This is a genomic window from Lactobacillus kullabergensis, from assembly GCF_003151025.1.
GTDB lineage: Bacteria > Bacillota > Bacilli > Lactobacillales > Lactobacillaceae > Lactobacillus > Lactobacillus kullabergensis.
In genome coordinates this window covers 958,860-975,564 of the sequence record NZ_CP029477.1, presented here as the reverse complement: position 1 = coordinate 975,564, position 16,705 = coordinate 958,860, and the positions used below count along the sequence as shown (strand labels likewise).

General features: G+C 36.8%; 17 protein-coding genes. 3 read left to right on the top strand and 14 right to left on the bottom strand.

All coding sequences use genetic code 11. The features are described 5' to 3' along the window. Positions 1 to 67: 67 nt before the first annotated feature. Positions 68 to 703 (top strand): glycerol-3-phosphate 1-O-acyltransferase PlsY, encoded by a 636-nt coding sequence (plsY, locus tag DKL58_RS04615; protein WP_109586262.1) that lies wholly within the window; start codon positions 68 to 70, stop codon positions 701 to 703. A gap of 160 nt (positions 704 to 863) precedes the next feature. Here plsY and DKL58_RS04610 read toward each other — a convergent pair whose 3' ends face one another. From DKL58_RS04610 to DKL58_RS04560, 11 genes are all read right to left on the bottom strand, one after another. After that, positions 864 to 1,754 carry an aldose 1-epimerase family protein gene (locus tag DKL58_RS04610; protein ID WP_109586261.1) on the bottom strand — a complete coding sequence of 297 codons (891 nt, stop codon included), beginning with the start codon at positions 1,752 to 1,754 and terminating at the stop codon, positions 864 to 866. A gap of 18 nt (positions 1,755 to 1,772) precedes the next feature. Next, positions 1,773 to 3,182 (bottom strand): ATP-dependent protease ATPase subunit HslU, encoded by a 1,410-nt coding sequence (hslU, locus tag DKL58_RS04605; RefSeq protein WP_109586260.1) that lies wholly within the window; start codon positions 3,180 to 3,182, stop codon positions 1,773 to 1,775. A 21-nt stretch (positions 3,183 to 3,203) separates the two neighbouring features. Continuing rightward, positions 3,204 to 3,728: an HslVU peptidase proteolytic subunit gene (hslV, locus tag DKL58_RS04600; RefSeq protein WP_045928061.1), complete on the bottom strand. Its 525-nt coding sequence runs from the start codon at positions 3,726 to 3,728 to the stop codon at positions 3,204 to 3,206. Further along, the gene (gene xerC / locus DKL58_RS04595; protein ID WP_109586259.1) at positions 3,725 to 4,654 is read right to left on the bottom strand and encodes a tyrosine recombinase XerC; all 930 of its coding nucleotides are present in this window, start codon (positions 4,652 to 4,654) and stop codon (positions 3,725 to 3,727) included. Before xerC ends, hslV begins: the two co-directional genes overlap by 4 nt. 1 nt (position 4,655) lies before the next feature. After that, the gene (trmFO, locus tag DKL58_RS04590) at positions 4,656 to 5,972 is read right to left on the bottom strand and encodes a methylenetetrahydrofolate--tRNA-(uracil(54)-C(5))-methyltransferase (FADH(2)-oxidizing) TrmFO (RefSeq protein WP_109586258.1); all 1,317 of its coding nucleotides are present in this window, start codon (positions 5,970 to 5,972) and stop codon (positions 4,656 to 4,658) included. An 87-nt stretch (positions 5,973 to 6,059) separates the two neighbouring features. After that, positions 6,060 to 8,171: a type I DNA topoisomerase gene (topA, locus tag DKL58_RS04585; RefSeq protein WP_045928058.1), complete on the bottom strand. Its 2,112-nt coding sequence runs from the start codon at positions 8,169 to 8,171 to the stop codon at positions 6,060 to 6,062. Between the two features lie 59 nt (positions 8,172 to 8,230). Continuing rightward, positions 8,231 to 9,082, bottom strand: a complete 852-nt coding sequence (gene dprA, locus DKL58_RS04580) for a DNA-processing protein DprA (protein WP_109586257.1) — start codon at positions 9,080 to 9,082, stop codon at positions 8,231 to 8,233. A 44-nt stretch (positions 9,083 to 9,126) separates the two neighbouring features. After that, complete coding sequence (locus DKL58_RS04575) at positions 9,127 to 9,882, bottom strand: ribonuclease HII (RefSeq protein WP_045928056.1); 756 nt, start codon at positions 9,880 to 9,882, stop codon at positions 9,127 to 9,129. After that, positions 9,879 to 10,718, bottom strand: coding sequence for a ribosome biogenesis GTPase YlqF (ylqF, locus tag DKL58_RS04570; RefSeq protein WP_045928055.1), 840 nt, complete (start codon positions 10,716 to 10,718; stop codon positions 9,879 to 9,881). Before ylqF ends, DKL58_RS04575 begins: the two co-directional genes overlap by 4 nt. 51 nt (positions 10,719 to 10,769) lie before the next feature. Continuing rightward, complete coding sequence (locus DKL58_RS04565) at positions 10,770 to 11,000, bottom strand: YozE family protein (RefSeq protein WP_034979215.1); 231 nt, start codon at positions 10,998 to 11,000, stop codon at positions 10,770 to 10,772. Between the two features lie 3 nt (positions 11,001 to 11,003). After that, complete coding sequence (locus DKL58_RS04560) at positions 11,004 to 11,864, bottom strand: DegV family protein (protein WP_034979218.1); 861 nt, start codon at positions 11,862 to 11,864, stop codon at positions 11,004 to 11,006. A 120-nt stretch (positions 11,865 to 11,984) separates the two neighbouring features. Here DKL58_RS04560 and trhA point away from each other — a divergent pair, with 120 nt between their 5' ends. Continuing rightward, entirely contained in the window at positions 11,985 to 12,650 is a 666-nt protein-coding gene (trhA, locus tag DKL58_RS04555; protein WP_109586256.1) for a PAQR family membrane homeostasis protein TrhA, read from the top strand. Position 12,651: 1 nt separating this feature from the next. Here trhA and DKL58_RS04550 read toward each other — a convergent pair whose 3' ends face one another. Continuing rightward, a complete protein-coding gene (locus tag DKL58_RS04550) occupies positions 12,652 to 13,851 on the bottom strand; it encodes a CCA tRNA nucleotidyltransferase (protein ID WP_109586255.1) in 1,200 nt (399 codons plus the stop codon). A gap of 87 nt (positions 13,852 to 13,938) precedes the next feature. Here DKL58_RS04550 and DKL58_RS04545 point away from each other — a divergent pair, with 87 nt between their 5' ends. Next, the gene (locus DKL58_RS04545) at positions 13,939 to 14,826 is read left to right on the top strand and encodes a YitT family protein (protein ID WP_109586254.1); all 888 of its coding nucleotides are present in this window, start codon (positions 13,939 to 13,941) and stop codon (positions 14,824 to 14,826) included. Positions 14,827 to 14,973: 147 nt separating this feature from the next. Here the strand turns inward: DKL58_RS04545 and DKL58_RS04540 are convergent, their stop codons facing one another. Both DKL58_RS04540 and DKL58_RS04535 read right to left on the bottom strand, forming a co-directional pair. Next, positions 14,974 to 16,227 (bottom strand): tetratricopeptide repeat protein, encoded by a 1,254-nt coding sequence (locus tag DKL58_RS04540; RefSeq protein WP_109586253.1) that lies wholly within the window; start codon positions 16,225 to 16,227, stop codon positions 14,974 to 14,976. Between the two features lie 112 nt (positions 16,228 to 16,339). Then, positions 16,340 to 16,615, bottom strand: a complete 276-nt coding sequence (locus tag DKL58_RS04535) for an HU family DNA-binding protein (protein WP_034979230.1) — start codon at positions 16,613 to 16,615, stop codon at positions 16,340 to 16,342. Positions 16,616 to 16,705 lie beyond the last annotated feature (90 nt).

Here is a 16,705-nt window from a genome sequence, read left to right as displayed (position 1 = left end):
TATTTTAATCCTCATACTTTGTAAACTCTGATAAAATAGCATTAGACTTTAAGAGAGCAGGATATACATGATAAATTTAAATTTAATTCTGATATTTATTCTAGCATATTTAATAGGTTCGTTTCCTACTGGCGTGATCGTCGGCAAGGTGTTTTTTGCAGAAGATATTAGAAATTATGGCTCTGGCAATATCGGAACTACTAACTCTTTTCGCGTTTTTGGACCATTTGCAGGCAGTGTGGTTCTCATTGTTGATGTCCTCAAGGGAACGTTAGCCACAAATTTGCCTAGAATTTTTCATATCAGTGTCCCTAAATACTTTTTGTTAATTTCGGGGGGACTAGCCATCCTAGGACACACATGTTCCATCTTTCTAAAATTTAAAGGTGGTAAAGCTGTAGCAACCAGTGCGGGACTTTTCTTAGGTTATAACCTAAAATTTTTTGGCGTCTGTGCTCTCATTTTCCTGCCTTTGGTTTTTATCACGTCTTATGTCAGTCTGTCCAGTTTAATTGCAGTTGTCTTAATATTCATCGTAACTTTCTTCTTTCACGATATTTATCTTGAAATTATCGTGGGCTGCATCATGATTATCTTATTTATTCGTCACAGAAGCAATATTAAACGATTATTGCACCATCAAGAGAATATCATTCCCTTTGGTTTATGGTACTGGTATAAGAAAAGACATCATAAATTATGATTGTTTATCAGATAAGTATGGCTAGCGAGTTTAGCTAGCTATTTTATTATAGACATAAGAACATTAGTTCGCAAGAAGGCTTTTGCTTGAGTTAATAGGGAACTGTAAAAAAAGAAAGCCTTGAGGCTTTCTTTTCAACCTAAATAATTTATTTTTATACTCATTCATCTTGATCATGAAAAGCCATACTAAAACCAGCTGTAAAAGTGCCACCAGCTTCAAGGTGATTCATGCCGTATTTTTCTTCTAATTTTTGATTAGTGTCACTGCGGTCAGCTATGCCCCACCAGGGTTCAATACAGACATAATCTGCAGACTTAGGATATTGGGACCACACGCCTACAAAGGGAGCATCCCTTAACCAAACATTTACATGAAAATTATTGGCATCTGTTCTTAAAGATACTCGGTTGTCGTGTCCACGCATTTGAAAAATCAAAGCATCATCTTTAAACAGATGATCACTTAGGGTAATCAAACTATTAGTTGAGGCCAGAGATCGATTAGGCCAGTCTAAAAATGCTCCTTTAAGAGGAATACGAACGCGCGCACGAGAAGGCTTAGTACTGAAGTAAAAATCTTCCTTAGACAAAGTCTTGCTTGTGGGAATGTTAAAGCCGGGATGTCCACCAATGCCAAAAATCATTTCACCATCTGACTTATTAATGACAGAAAAATTCTCTTCCAGCAGATTATTAAGCAAGTTATAGTTCACACGCAATTCAAATTTGAATGGATAAACTTTCCTAGTTTCTGCAGAATCCGTCAGTAAAAAAGTGATGCTTTCCTCTGTATGTCGTTCAACTTTAAACTCTAAATCACGTGCAAAGCCATGTTGGGTCAAATGGTATGTTTTGCCCTGATAAGTATATTCATCATCTTTAAGTTTCCCCACAATAGGAAAGAGTACAGGAGCATGTCTCTTCCAAACTTCAGGATCAGCTTGCCAAATATATTCATAACCGCTATGTAAACTTTTCACACTTTGAACTTCAGCACCTTTACTGGCAATTTTGACCTGTAATATGCTATTTTTGATAGTGTAATCCATGCATAATCATCACCTTTGTTAAAGAATGAACTTAGTTAAATCTTTATTTGTTATTATATCACTAAGTTTTTCGTTAACGTACGCTTCAGTCACCGTAATTTCACCCATAGACATATCTGGACCTTCATACAAAACATCCTCCAGCAGCTTCTCAAGAATTGTTGACAATCTTCTGGCACCAATGTTATCAGTTCCCTGGTTTACGTCATATGCAATTTGAGCAATTCGATCAACTGCTTCTTGCGTAAAGACTAATTTGATTCCGTCAGCTTTCATCAAGGCTACATATTGTTCTAAAAGTGAATCTTCAGGATCCTTGAGAATCTTAACAAAATCGTCTTTTGTTAAAGCATTGAGTTCGACCCTAATTGGAAAACGACCTTGCAATTCAGGAATTAAATCACTCGGCTTGGATTCAGAAAATGCTCCAGCGGCAATAAAGAGAATGTGGTCAGTTGCTACAGGACCATATTTAGTTTGAACAGTAGAACCCTCTACAATTGGTAAAATATCTCTTTGCACACCTTCACGTGATACTTCACCAGAAGTTTTCTTATTGCCAGCAGTAATTTTATCAATTTCATCAATAAAAATAATACCGTTGTTTGCCGTACGCTCAATAGCTTTTTGATAAAGGGAGTCATAATCAATCATCTTGCGGGATTCTTGTTGAATTAAAACTTCCCGGGCATCTTTTACTGCCAATGTACGCTTAATTTTCTTTTTAGGAACCAAATCGTTAAGCATTGAACTCATATCGATTCCCATTTGTCCCATCATATCACCCATGGGATTGACTTTAGGAGCTTGTTCAACCTCGATCGTGACCTCTCTATTTTCAAGTAAACCCTTGTTTAGCTGCTCAGACACAGTAAGACGCTGATTACGAACGTCATCGGTTATTTCTTCCTGGTCTGCGTCAGAAGACTGATTATTATTCTGACCTCCTGACATGAGTATTGACATCATATCTTGCCATTCCTGCATCTGATTTTTTCTTTTGTCCTGCTTGATTCCGGGAACAAGCAAACGTACTAAAATTTTATTGGCTTCTTTAGTTGCTTGAGTGCGAACACGGTCGAATTGATCTTTTTCTTCCATGCGCACTGCTTCATTTACCAAATCGCGCACCATTGATTCAACGTCACGACCAACATAACCAACTTCAGTAAATTTTGTAGCTTCGACTTTTACAAATGGCGCATTAACAATCGCTGCTAATCTTCTGGCAATTTCGGTTTTACCGACACCTGTGGGGCCTGCCATTAACAGGTTTTTAGGTGTGATATCTTCCTGCATTTTTTTTGGCAGCTGCATTCTGCGATAACGATTATAAAGAGCAACAGCAACTGCTTTTTTAGCTTCATCTTGACCTATAATGTATTCATTAAGTAAATTAACAATTTGCTTTGGTGTTTTTGTTTCCATACTATTTATCTGCCTCGTTTTTTACAATTCGTCAGTGATAATCTGATTATCAGTAAAAATATCAATTCCGGAAGCTATTTCAACAGCTTCATGAGCAATTTCGCTGGCACTCATATTGGACGAATGTCTGGTCATTGCAATGGCTGCAGCCTGCGCAAAGTTCCCACCAGAACCAATTGCAACTACATTTTCATCTGGTTCAAGCACTTCACCATTGCCAGAAATTAATAAAAGATCTTTTTCATTAAAAGCAATAAGCATTGCCTCCAGTTTTTGCAGGGTGGCATCTTTGCGCCAGGCTTGAGCCATTTCCACAGCAGCTCTGCGCAAATCACCCCCAAAAGCTTCCAATTTACCTTCAAGCATATCTTGCAAACTGACTGCATCGGCTACGCCTCCAGCAAAACCAATTACTACCTGATCATGATAAATTCGTCTAATCTTTTTAGCGGTAGATTTTGCAATTACTTTTTCACCCAGGGTTACCTGTCCATCTCCTGCAATTGCAGTTTTACCATTAAATTTCACTGAACATATTGTTGTCATTTTTTTGCCTCATCTTTCTTATCATTGCGAGTGAAGTATTTTTCATAATTTGCCTGTAAGTTGCTCATAGTCACGTGAGTGTATATTTGTGTGGTAGATAAATTGTCATGACCCAAAAGTTCCTGTACACTGCGTAAATCTGCGCCGTTATTCAACATTGCCGTAGCAAATGAATGTCGCAATTCGTGCGGGTGTACCTTACCATTAATGCCAGCCTTATTAAAAACCCTTTGCATAATATACTCGATGCCACGATCCGTTAATGGTTTGCCTTTATTATTTAAAAAGACATAATCTGAACTGTCATCACCTTTTACAAGTTGATCGCGACCGTTTTCCAAATAATTAACTAACGCGGCTTTAGTTTTATCATCAAACGCAACGTATCTGTCTTTATTACCTTTACCGTGTACCAGAATTATCTTTAAATCTAAATCTAATTGCTTTCTTGTTAAGTTGCTTACTTCGCTAACCCTCATCCCAGTAGTATAAAACAATTCAATTAATGCTAAATTACGTAAAGTCAAGGGTTCATTTCCACTTAAAGAGTCAAATACCTGCTTCATTTCTGGTGCATAAAAAAACTGGGGTAACTTTCGTTCTTTAGTGCGCAAAACAATTGTTTGCGTTGGATCTATTTTAACAATTTTTCGTCTAGTTAAAAAGTGATAAAACGACCTGAGGCTAGACATTTTACGCGACTGCGTCGAACGCGCTAATTTGCGTTCTGTTAAGTTTTGTAAAAAAATTTCAACATCACGTCTATTTATTTTTGACCAACCATTAAAGCCGCCATTTTCCTGCCAAAATTTTTTTGCTTCCAGTAAATCCGTTTGATAAGACATTATTGTTTTGGGACTATATTGACGTTCAATACGCAAATATGAGGTAAACAGCTTTATCAGTTTGTCTTTTCCAGCATCCATCTTAATGCAGCACTTCCTGTTGAAATTCCTTAAGACATTCTAGACCACGCTGGCTGATTTTTAAGTGGCGCTCTTTCTTGTTGCGCACTTTTGAACCTTCAAGTCCCGGAATTAATGCAAAACTGGCATTCATAGGTTGAAAATGCTTGATGTCAGCAGTAGTTACGTAATTAGCCATAGATCCTAAAGCTGTTAGTTTAGGAAAAGCAACCGGTTCTTGTCCACTTGCTCTTCTAGCAGCGTTAATCCCTGAAACCAGACCACTGCCAGCACTTTCAACATATCCTTCGACTCCAGTCACTTGTCCTGCAAAGAATAGACCTGGCTGCTTTTTTGCTTCATATGAGGCAGATAATACAGCTGGAGAAGCCATATACGTGTTGCGATGCATTTTTCCATATCTGATAAAACGGGCATGAGCCAAGCCAGGAATCATAGAAAAAACCCGTTTTTGTTCACCATACTTTAGGTGAGTCTGAAAGCCAACAATGTTATACATTGAGGCTACGGCATTATCTTGTCTAAGCTGAACAACTGCATAAGGAGTTTTTCCAGTAGCTGGATTTTCTAATCCTACAGGTTTAAGTGGACCAAAAAGCATAGTTTTCATACCTCTTTGAGCCATAACTTCAATCGGCATACAGCCCTCAAAAACGTCACTGTTTTCAAAGCTGTGAACTTCTGCAGTCTCCGCACTAACCAATTCCCGAGCAAATCTTTCATATTCTTCCTTTGTCATAGGACAATTTAGATATGCAGCTTCACCTTTGTCATAACGAGATTTTTTATAGACGATATCCATATCAATCGAATCAGCAGCAATTATAGGTGCCGCAGCATCAAAAAAATGCAGGCTTTCATTGCCTGAAAATTTTTGTATCTCTTCGGCCAGTTTATCACTAGTCAAGGGACCAGTAGCAATAATTGCAATACAATCTTGCGGAATCTGGGTAATCTCTTCATTATGAAAATTAATATTTGACATTGCATTAAGCTTACTGGTCACATAATCACTGAACTGCTCTCTGTCAACTGCTAATGCTCCACCAGCAGGTACCTGGGAATGATCAGCAGCTGCCATAATAAGCGAATCAAGCTGACGCATTTCTTCTTTTAATAAACCTACAGCATTAGATAACTGATTTGAGCGCATTGAGTTTGTGCACACCAATTCAGCTAGCTTGTCTGTTTTATGCGCCGGGGTCATTTTTTTAGGACGCATTTCGTAAAAATCGACAGCAATTCCACGCTTTGCTAGTTGCCAGGCTGCCTCACTTCCGGCCAGACCGCCTCCAATTACAGTTACTTTTTCTGGCATATGATCATATTCCTTTACTAAAATTATTTTACTTTATATACAAGAATATCATCAAATCATGACTGATCTGATGATATTAACATAAATTTAACTTTCTACAGTATCTTTTTCAGCACTTGTTTCTTCTTTATAATCGCCATTTGGACAAAGAACAACAGGTCCTTTTTTATTTCTTTTTTCAACTAGAAAATGACCACAGTTAGGACAATTGCGGTTAATAGGCTTGTCCCAAGAAACAAAGTCACAATCAGGGTAACGTGAACAGCCATAAAACTTGCGGTTACGCTTTGATTTTTTCTCAATCACGTCACCTTTGCCGCATTTCGGACAAATAACGCCAACCTTTTTTACAATTGCCTTTGTATTGCGACAATCTGGGAAACGTGAGCAGGCGTAAAATTTACCATAGCGTCCCATTTTAATAACCATCGGCGCACCACAGATATCACAATTGAAACCGGCAGGCTCATCTTTTATTTGCACCTTTTTGATATCAGCGTCAGCTTTATCCAGCTCTTTTTTAAAGGGATGATAATAATCATCAATTACTTTGACCCAATTTTTCTTGCCCTCTTCAATTCCGTCAAGATCATTTTCCAGTTGCGCTGTAAAGTCGATGTTGACAATATCAGGGAAAAATTTTTCAATCAAATTATCGACAATCTCGCCTAGCTCTGTGGGAACGATAGATTTACCATCTAATTTAACGTAGTAGCGTCGCTGGATAGTATCAATTGTCGGTGCATAGGTTGAAGGACGACCAACACCATTTTCTTCTAATGAATGAACTAAGCTGGCCTCTGTGTATCTGGCAGGTGGCATAGTGAAATGCTGCTTATTATCAGACTTGGCTAACTTAACTTTATCTCCCTCGTTTAATTCAGGTAATTCAACATTTTTTTCCTGTTGATTATCATAAACTTTGGTAAAGCCAGCAAATTTCATTTTCGAGCCCGTAGTTCTGAATATTACCCCATTTTGCGTAATATCAGCTCTTACTGTGTCATAAACAGCTGGAGTCATCTCACTGGCTAAAAATCTGGACCAAATCAATTTATACAAACGATATTGTTCAGTAGTTAAAACAGATTTGAGAGACTCTGGAGTTCGATAAACACTGGTTGGCCTGATAGCTTCATGGGCATCTTGAGCATCCTCTTGGTTTTTGAAATGGCGTGCTCCTTTAGCGGCATATTCTTTGCCATAATTTTCATTTAAAAACTTAGAGGCTTCCGCCTGTGCAATTGGGGATGTCCGTTTAGAATCAGTTCTCATATAGGTAATCAAACCGACTGTACCCTGTTTACCCAGGCTAATGCCTTCATAAAGCTGCTGGGCAATGCTCATCGTTCTTCTCGTACGATAATTCAGACGTTTGTTTGCTTCCTGCTGCATTGTCGAAGTTGTAAAGGGAGCGGCAGGCTGACGTCGACGCTCACGTTTAACAACATTTGCGACTTGAAAGTTTTTCTTTTTATCAATTTTAGCCAAAACTTTTTTGACAGAATCATTATCAGGTAAATCAGTTTTTTTGCCGTTAATACCCCAAAACTGACCATTAAAAGTCTTTCTTAATTTTTTGAATTCTGCATCAATAGTCCAATATTCCTGTGGCTTAAAGTTCTTGATTTCCTTTTCACGATCAATTACCAGCTTTAATGCGACTGACTGAACACGTCCAGCACTCAATCCCTTTTTGACTTTTTCCCACAAAATAGGAGATAGTGAATAGCCAACAATTCTGTCCAGAATACGGCGAGCTTGTTGAGCATTGACAGTGTCCATATCAATTGTTCTCGGATTTTTAAAGCTATTTTTGACAGCGTCCTTGGTTACCTCATTAAATGTGACCCGATTTTTGTCTTTTTGATCCAAGTCAAGTACATGAGCAACATGCCACGCAATTGCTTCACCTTCACGGTCAGGGTCAGACGCTAAATATACATTCTTGGCTTTTTTAGCTTCAGACTTTAGTTCCTTAATAGTATCGCCCTTACCTCTAATAGAAATATATTTTGGCTTATAGTTATTGTCAAAATCGATTCCCATTTGTGACTTGGGCAAGTCACGAATATGACCTTTTGAAGCAATTACACGGTAATTACGTCCTAAATATTTTTCAATTGTTTTAGCCTTAGCCGGAGACTCAACTATTACTAGTGTCTTCTTACGTTTCTTTGGCTTAGATTTAGTAGGCATCAAAAGCCTCCTCATTAAATTCTTTTTTAAATACTCATTGAGAATAGAATATTTAACTACTAATTGTCAAATCTTTCAAGTCGCAAATCAAAATCAGTGATTGGATATGCACCTGCTTGAATAAGTTCATTGGGTCCTTGAGACAGCTCACTGGTAATTGGACCAGGTAAAGCGTAAATATCACGATTCTCTTGTAAAGCCAAGTTTGCTGTAATCAGAGAACCTGACTTCTGCTTTGCCTCAGTAACAATTACACTTTCAGCTATCCCAGCCAAAATTCTGTTTCGTTGGGGAAATCTATAGGGTCTTGGTGGAGTGTCAGGTAGATATTCACTCACTAGCAAACCTTTTTGAGCAATTTCTTCCTGCACCTGCTGATTTATCGAAGGATAAAAATAATTTAAACCATTACCCACCACTGCAATTGTTTGTCCATTAAATTTCAGTGCTGCGTTATGTGCCATAACATCGACACCCGTAGCCAATCCACTGGCAATAATAAAGTCATCTTTTATTAAATTGGGCACAATTTTATTCAAAACTAAGCCACTGTAACCAGTGGCTTGACGTGAACCAACAATTGTAACAATTCTTTTCTGAAGTAAATTCAAATTTCCTTGTAAAAATAAAATTAAAGGTGGCTGATATATTTGACGTAGTTTTTCGGGATATTCTTTATCAAAAAAACTGATAACCTGACATTGTTTTTCTATTCTTCTGATCATTTTATCCGCATAAATATCATTATAAGCATTTAGACAGACTTTTATCAAATTACTTGTCAAATTTAAGTTTTTAACAGTCTGAATGTCAACATCAGCAACTTTTAACTGGCTCGCAACACGTAACATCTTAACATATCCGATGCCTTTTTGTAATTTCAAGCGCAAGAGAAAATTGGTAGTCTTCATAAAAAACCTCCTAAATACAAATACGTAAAAAGGAGGCATATTTTTTATTTATAAAAAGAATTCACTGGTGCAAAAGTTTTACGATGAATTGGCGTTGGACCAAATTTTTCAAGTGCTTGAAGATGAGCCTGAGTGCCATAGCCAGCATTTTCATCAAAATGATATTCAGGGTAAATTTTGGCGTAGTCAGCCATCAATTTATCCCTGAATACTTTGGCAACAATGGAAGCAGCAGCAATAGAATTGGATTTTGAGTCGCCCTTTATTAACCGAACCTGCGGCAATTTAACCGGTACTTGCATAGCATCAACCAGCAAAGCATCAGGTTTGACGTCTAAATTCATTACAGCTTCAGCCATTGCTAAACGGTCTGCTTCATAAATATTTATTTCATCAATCACTTGCGAGCTTTTTATGCCAACTGCCACACTAACAGCTTCCTTTAAAATTAAAGGGTATAATTCCAAGCGGCGACTGGCACTTAATTTCTTAGAGTCATTAACATCTGTCAAATCAAAATTGTCATCAATAATTACAGCAGCTGTCACAACAGGACCAGCTAATGGTCCTCTGCCAACTTCATCTACCCCTGCAACGATCTCCTGTTTGGCCCAAAAAGTTTTCTCATAGGCAAACCTTTTTGTGAATGCAGCCTTTTTCTTGGCTAATTTTTGCTGGCGATTATGATAACTAAGTAAGAGCTTTTGAACGCCTACACGAGTATCGTTTTCTAAAATACTCAAATCTTCCGGGTTGACCGGGCCTTTTGAAAGAAATTTTTTTATTTCACCAATTGTCATATCCGATCCAAAGTAACCCTTCCTATTTTTCCTTTACGTAAACGCTGCAGTAGGTACATAGAGAAACGATCATAATCGTCACGCATGCCATATTCTTCCGTTAGTGCCAGTAACAGATCAGTATCATTAATGTTTTGAATTTCTTCTTTGGAAGTTCTAGCAAATTTGATTAAATCATTCAAATAGTGCTTGCGTAACTTTGCTAATAAAAATAAAGCAACATCATCAGCGCTAAAAACAGTATCCTTAATCGCCCCAAGCGCAGCAAGCTTTAATCCAACTGTTTGATCCTCAAATTTAGGCCACAAAATGCCAGGTGTATCTAAAATTTGAATATTATCCGCAGTTTTGAGCCAATTTTGCCCCTTGGTTACTCCCGGTTTATTACCAACCTGAGTGACATTGCGACCAACAAGACGATTAATAATTGTGGACTTGCCGCAATTGGGGATACCAGCAATTGCAACTCTGATAACAGGGCTTGATGCACCTTTTTGTTGTAATTTTTCAATTTTCGCTGCAGCAGCTTTTTTGATCATCTTCACGAGCACTTGCATATTGGTATTATGAAGAGAATCCAGAGCCATCACAAACTTTCCTTTAGTGGTAAACTTTTTCTGCCACCTTTTAGTCATCACTGGATCTGCCAAATCAGCTTTATTTAGAATAATCAAATGTGGTTTACTGCCTACAAGTTTTTCGATCATTGGGTTACGTGATGATTGAGGAATTCGTGCATCTAAAACTTCTACAATGACATCAATTAAATTCATTTTATCTTCAAGTTGATTCCGAGCTTTATTCATATGCCCTGGATACCACTGAATATTAACCATTTTTTGCCTTTCTTACGCGAAAAGGGCTCCATAGCAATTAGGAGCCCTAATTTAATACGTCATCTTTTCACGATACATTTGATATGCTTTGTCAAAAATGCTCATGCTTGGTAAATAACCACCATTAAGCTCAAGATAATCAGATAATTTTTCATAATTTTGCTCTTGCTTGGGAAAAGTCTGATCATTTTGTGCATTATTTGCAAACTGCGCAACTTCATCATTTGAATCAGCATTACGCTGTGTCATTAAATAGCGATAAAAGCTTTCTCTATATGCCAATTTTTACTCCGTGTAATACAAAACTGCGTATGCTCCCATCCCTGCATGCGTTGCAATAATAGGACTGGTTTCTCGCACTAAAACATCAATTTTAGAATTAATATCTTTAATTTTTTGGGCAAAATCGAGTAGCTTTTGCGGTGTGCTTCCCGTTGCAACATATGAGATGCCGACTTCCTTGATTTTTTCTTTGTTGGCCTCAATTTCATCTAAAATGCGTTTATCAAAAGCTAAAGAAAACTTCTTGCCTCTTCCTTTTTTTGCAATTTTCAAATGACCATTCGGCATTTGCAATTCAATGTGTATATTAAGCATGTTGACAATTTTACCAGCTAAAGGACCTAACCGTCCACCTTTAACCACATTTTCTAAATTGACAATAAGTAAATGCAAACGCTGAGTTTTTTTAATTTTTTCAATATGAGCCAAAATTTCAGGAATACTTTTGCCAGCGGCAATATCTCGCGCAGCTGCCAAAACCTGAAATCCTTCAGAACGATCAGTTAATTCAGAGTCGACTATATGTACCAGATCTGATTTACCAGTTAGCTTAACTGCCTGACGAGCTGCATCAATTGTGCCGCTTAATACCTTCGCCAAAAATATGCCAATGACTTCGCTACCATCTTTAGTTAATTCATTAATCGTATCAACCATGGTTCCGATAGGTGGTTGGCTCGTAGTTGGCAACTTTTTAGATTCACTCATTTTTTGGACAAATTGCTGTCTGGTTATTTCCACTCCGTCAAGATAAGTATCACCATCGATTGTGACCGATAAAGGCACAACGGTTATATGATATTTTTTAATTTCCTCCGGCGTTAACTGCGCGGAAGAATCAGTCAAAATTTTTATTTCTGACAACGTACTCGCCCTCAATTCTGATTTGATGTTCTCATTTATGATAGAATGTGAACTGTATTAATTATAATTATTATAGCAAAAAAACTAGCAAAAAAAAGAAAGCGAACAAACTGTTTCATTATGAAATTGCAAAAAATCTGGCAAGAACCTGAACAAAGATCCAAAACTTATTACATAGTAGATAATATCCTCAGTGCTGTCACGCATGGAATTGGTTTTTGCCTGGCAGTTGCCGGATTAGTACTTTTAATTATCAAAGCCGTTTCAACACATAGTCTATTAAGAATAGTTACTTTCACTATTTATGGCTCTTGTTTGCTTCTGCTTTATCTTTTCTCTACACTTTTCCATAGTCTCATCTTCACTCGGGCTCGCAATGTTTTTCAAATTTTTGATCATTCATCAATTTTTCTGCTAATTGCAGGATCATATACTCCCTTTTCCCTTGTAGCAATAGGTGGCAAATGGGGCATAATGTTATTTACTCTGGTTTGGATAATTGCGATATTTGGCATCATCTACTACATTTTTAATCGTGGCAAACACGTTATATTAGACACTGTTTTATACGTTGCTATGGGCTGGCTGGTAATTTTAGCAGGTAATCATTTGTATGTACGACTCAGCCCCGTTGGGTTCTGGCTACTAGTTAGCGGAGGTGTAGCTTATACTGTTGGTGCACTATTATACACAATGAAAAGGATTCCCTTTATTCATGTGATTTGGCACCTGTTTGTCATTTTAGGATCAACTTTAATGTTTTTTTCTGTTCTTCTTTACGTCTAGGTTAATTTATTTGCTGCAAATATTCCTGGATTTCATCTTCAGAATTATCTAACTCTCCTGCAATAACTTTTTGTTTAATTTGATTAAGAATTTGACCCAATTTTGGTCCAGGCTTTATGCCGTTTGCAATCAAGAATTGACCGTCAATAGCCAATTCTGACATTGACTTAATTGGCAAAGCTGTATAGCGATCAACCAATGCTTCGGAATTGACCGGCTGTCCTAAAATATGCGCCACATCTATTGTGTTAAGCAAAATATCTTTACCGGCATTAAACAGCTCAAGATCAGAAGGCGATTTTTCAGAAATCAAATCAAACAGAGCCACAATTTTTCTGACTTTTTCTGTCATAGCATTTGAATTTTTCCAATCACGCATAAAGCGGGCTATTTGGTTATCTGAAATTTTTAACAAAATAATAATTATAGACCAAAGACTGGTTTCCAAACTGGGGTTAAATTTTAACTTAGGATAAATTGCCAGTAAATCACTTTTACCAGCAAAATCAGGCACGCTTTCACTTAACTTCGTTTGTAAAAAGATTTTGAAAGCAGCTCGCGAATTTGTTCCAGTGCCCATCTTGACAAATTCATCACGGATTCTTTCGACAGAAATTTTGGACAGTAATTGATGTAAATCACTTACTGCTTCTTTAGTTTGAGATTCAAGGTCAAAATTAAGCTGGCTCATGAAGCGTACCGCTCTCATCATACGCAAAGCATCTTCATGAAATCTTTTCATGGGATCTCCTACGGCTTTAATAAGATGTTTTTGCAAATCCCCCAAGCCATTGAAAAGATCAATTATTTCCCCTGTTCTGTTCATTGCCAATGCATTGATGGTAAAATCACGTCTTTTTAAATCTTCAGCTAGATTTTGTACAAAAGTGACATGATCCGGTCGGCGAAAGTCTTGATAACCCGATTCTGTTCTAAATGTGGTAATTTCATAACTAGCGCCATCATTTAAAACAGTAACAGTACCATGTTTAATTCCTGTATCAATAGTTTTTGGAAAAATTCTTTTTACTTCTGCGGGATATGCACTGGTAGCAATATCTATGTCGTGAATCGGTCTTTTTAAAATCAAATCGCGAATCGATCCTCCTACAAAATATGCTTCATAACCAGCTTGCTCTAACTGCTTGAGCACGGGAAAAGCGGCTGTAAAAATTGGTGGTAAATTGTTTATTTTTATCATTATTATCTCAACTCATTTATCTGTGTTTTTATTTTTAATTTATGGTAATTTTAAAGTATCAATTTATATAAAGAAAGTTTTATTATCATGAAAAAGATTAACAAAAGAAATATTTTTGAACTTATAATGATCATGATTGGCTGTGGAATTTATGGCTTCAGCCTTGACGTGGTCTCTGCACCAAATAGGCTTACAGATGGTGGCATTAGTGGCATTACTTTGCTTTTGAGACACTTCTGGGGCATTAACATGGGTTTGTCGTCTTTGCTATTAAATATTCCTTTGATAATTCTAGGATATCGTTTTATGGGTAAAAGACTTTTAGCCTATACTATCTGGGGAACGCTTTGGCTGTCATTTTTCTTGTGGTTCTGGCGCTTAACCCCTATTATATATCAATTGAACTTAGAACACGACCTCTTCTTATCTGCCATACTTGCTGGAACCCTTTCTGGTATTGGCCTGGGTTTAGTTTTTCGGTATAATGGCACTTCTGGTGGCACAGATATTATTGCCCGCGTTATGCAAATGAAGTATGGCATGTCTTCTGGCAAAGTTTTATTGTTCTGCGACACGATTATTTTATTATCATCCTTATCATATTTAGACCTCAAGCATATTATGTATACTTTAGTAGCAGCATTTATTCTTTCTAAAGTTATGGATGCCGTCCAGCAAGGAGCCTATTCTGCACGTGGTCTGCTTATTATCTCTGATAATTATCAACAAATTGCTAAAATGATAGATTTGAAATTAGATCGTGGTTTTACTTATCTTGAAGCTCGCGGTGGTTATAAAAAAACCAAACGACCTGTAATCTATCTTGTTGTTTCACCAAGAGAAATTCCATTAGTAAAAGAACTGATTGCTGCAGAAGATCCTCATGCTTTTGTTAGCGTCATTGAAGTCCATGAAGTCTTAGGAGAGGGTTTTACTTATAAACAAAAAAGCCATCACCTTCTGATTAGAAAATGATTCTTCACATCAAACTAATTTGGTGGGAACTGATAAAAACAACGGGCTAATAAATCATTTTAGATTTATTAGCCCGTTAAACTTATAAATAATAAAAATGAAGCATAAAAACTTTCTTTTTCATCAAAGTACATATTGTTTTAATCATTATAACAATTCATCATTTAATTCCTGCATCTCAGTATCCTCAGGTTCGAGTTTCAAATAAGAGTTTAATAATTCTTTGACGATATCTTTTGAGTTTGGCTCAGTATTGAAGAAACGAATCATTTGTTTTAAAAAAGCACTGTTATTTTTAAATTCAGGATAAGCCAGTAAAAATTCACTTTTGGCTTTTGCGCTCTGATCTAAATTTTGGTAAGAAAGAGCTAAATTCCAATGAGCTTGAGCTTCCAGATCTTCATCGTCAACTTTGGCAAAAAGTGCAATATTTTCATCATTTTTATTTTCCTTAACATAAAGATTAGACAATTGTATGCGTAAATCTAAACTTTCAGGAATATTTTTAATACCTTTTTTTAGCAAGTTTTCAGCAGTATCCAATTCGTTCAATTTAACTGCTGCCTGCGCACCCTTTTTGTACAAAACAGGATCTAACTCATTGTATGCAATACCTGCCTGAGCAGAACGTAATTCCTGCTCATTATTGTTCTTGTGCTCGTATGCTGTAGTTAGCAAGCGGTACGCATTTACATAATCGGGACTCTGATCAATTACCTCATTTAAGTATTTAATTGCCTGATCGTCTTTGTTCAATGCTAACATGACTAATGCAGCCTGATATTTACTATCAATGTCAAGAATATCATTGCCATTTTTGGCAATAACTTCGCCGGCCTCTTCATACCGTCCTAATTTTGCAAGGGTTTGAAAAAGACGATCGTTTAAATTTACTTCACTAAAAGTTTTATGTCGTTTTATCAAATCTTGATATCTGTTAAGAGCCTGTTCGTAGTTACCACTGAGATAATCGAGTTCAGCCAAACCGAACTTTACAACATCCTCATCTGGGGCAATTTTTTCTGCCTCTAGCAGTTTTTTATAGGCTGTTTCAATCAAACCATTTGTTTGATAATAATCAGCTTGAACTAATAAGCTGTCAAGATAAGAGGAAGAATCAGGAGCAATATTATAAAGCAAAGTAAGACCATCTTCATCTTTACCGTCATTTAATAAAATCTCTGCTAAATATATTTTGAAAATGTCCTCTCGGGGAAAACGAGCAATTAAACTGCGATATATTTCTTTTGCCAGATCTGAAAAACCCAATCCTACTAAATTTTCTGCCAATGAGGCTAAGATTTCAGGTTTATCCTTTTCTAAAGCTTTTTCTAATAATATTTTTTCTTGAGAAAAATCCTGCTGCTCAATTGCATCAAGAAGCTTTTCAGAGTAGCTCATTCTCATTCCTCCATTACTAACTATCTATATTACCCAACTTAATCAGTTTAAATGATAACACACAAAAAGATGATGGCGAATTAGCCACCATCTTTTAGATAAAACTATTAAGCTATTTAACAGCTTCTTTAAGAGCCTTACCGGGTCTAAATGCTGGTACAACACTTGCTGGAATTTGAATTTCTTTGCCAGTTTGTGGATTACGTCCTTTACGGGCTGCACGCTTACGCACTTCAAAAGTTCCAAAACCAATTAATTGTACTTTCTTACCTTTAGAAAGGTCATCTTGGATAGAACTAAAAATTGCATCAACTGCTGCAGCTGCATCTTTTTTAGTTAATTTTGTCTTTGATGCAACTTCAGTGACTAATTCTGCCTTATTTGCCATTGGGAAATCACCTCCTGATACTTGAATCTTATTTTAAGATTCCTAATTAATTCCTCAATTGAGAAACAAGGAATAAATGATTATTTAAAT

What these genes read in the sequence shown, in the direction of transcription:
- plsY (WP_109586262.1), top strand. Translation starts at nt 68, where the DNA reads ATGATAAATTTAAATTTAATTCTGATATTTATTCTAGCATATTTAATA.
- DKL58_RS04610 (WP_109586261.1), bottom strand. Translation starts at nt 1,754, where the DNA reads ATGGATTACACTATCAAAAATAGCATATTACAGGTCAAAATTGCCAGT.
- hslU (WP_109586260.1), bottom strand. Translation starts at nt 3,182, where the DNA reads ATGGAAACAAAAACACCAAAGCAAATTGTTAATTTACTTAATGAATAC.
- hslV (WP_045928061.1), bottom strand. Translation starts at nt 3,728, where the DNA reads ATGACAACAATATGTTCAGTGAAATTTAATGGTAAAACTGCAATTGCA.
- xerC (WP_109586259.1), bottom strand. Translation starts at nt 4,654, where the DNA reads ATGGATGCTGGAAAAGACAAACTGATAAAGCTGTTTACCTCATATTTG.
- trmFO (WP_109586258.1), bottom strand. Translation starts at nt 5,972, where the DNA reads ATGCCAGAAAAAGTAACTGTAATTGGAGGCGGTCTGGCCGGAAGTGAG.
- topA (WP_045928058.1), bottom strand. Translation starts at nt 8,171, where the DNA reads ATGCCTACTAAATCTAAGCCAAAGAAACGTAAGAAGACACTAGTAATA.
- dprA (WP_109586257.1), bottom strand. Translation starts at nt 9,082, where the DNA reads ATGAAGACTACCAATTTTCTCTTGCGCTTGAAATTACAAAAAGGCATC.
- DKL58_RS04575 (WP_045928056.1), bottom strand. Translation starts at nt 9,882, where the DNA reads ATGACAATTGGTGAAATAAAAAAATTTCTTTCAAAAGGCCCGGTCAAC.
- ylqF (WP_045928055.1), bottom strand. Translation starts at nt 10,718, where the DNA reads ATGGTTAATATTCAGTGGTATCCAGGGCATATGAATAAAGCTCGGAAT.
- trhA (WP_109586256.1), top strand. Translation starts at nt 11,985, where the DNA reads ATGAAATTGCAAAAAATCTGGCAAGAACCTGAACAAAGATCCAAAACT.
- DKL58_RS04550 (WP_109586255.1), bottom strand. Translation starts at nt 13,851, where the DNA reads ATGATAAAAATAAACAATTTACCACCAATTTTTACAGCCGCTTTTCCC.
- DKL58_RS04545 (WP_109586254.1), top strand. Translation starts at nt 13,939, where the DNA reads ATGAAAAAGATTAACAAAAGAAATATTTTTGAACTTATAATGATCATG.
- DKL58_RS04540 (WP_109586253.1), bottom strand. Translation starts at nt 16,227, where the DNA reads ATGAGCTACTCTGAAAAGCTTCTTGATGCAATTGAGCAGCAGGATTTT.
- DKL58_RS04535 (WP_034979230.1), bottom strand. Translation starts at nt 16,615, where the DNA reads ATGGCAAATAAGGCAGAATTAGTCACTGAAGTTGCATCAAAGACAAAA.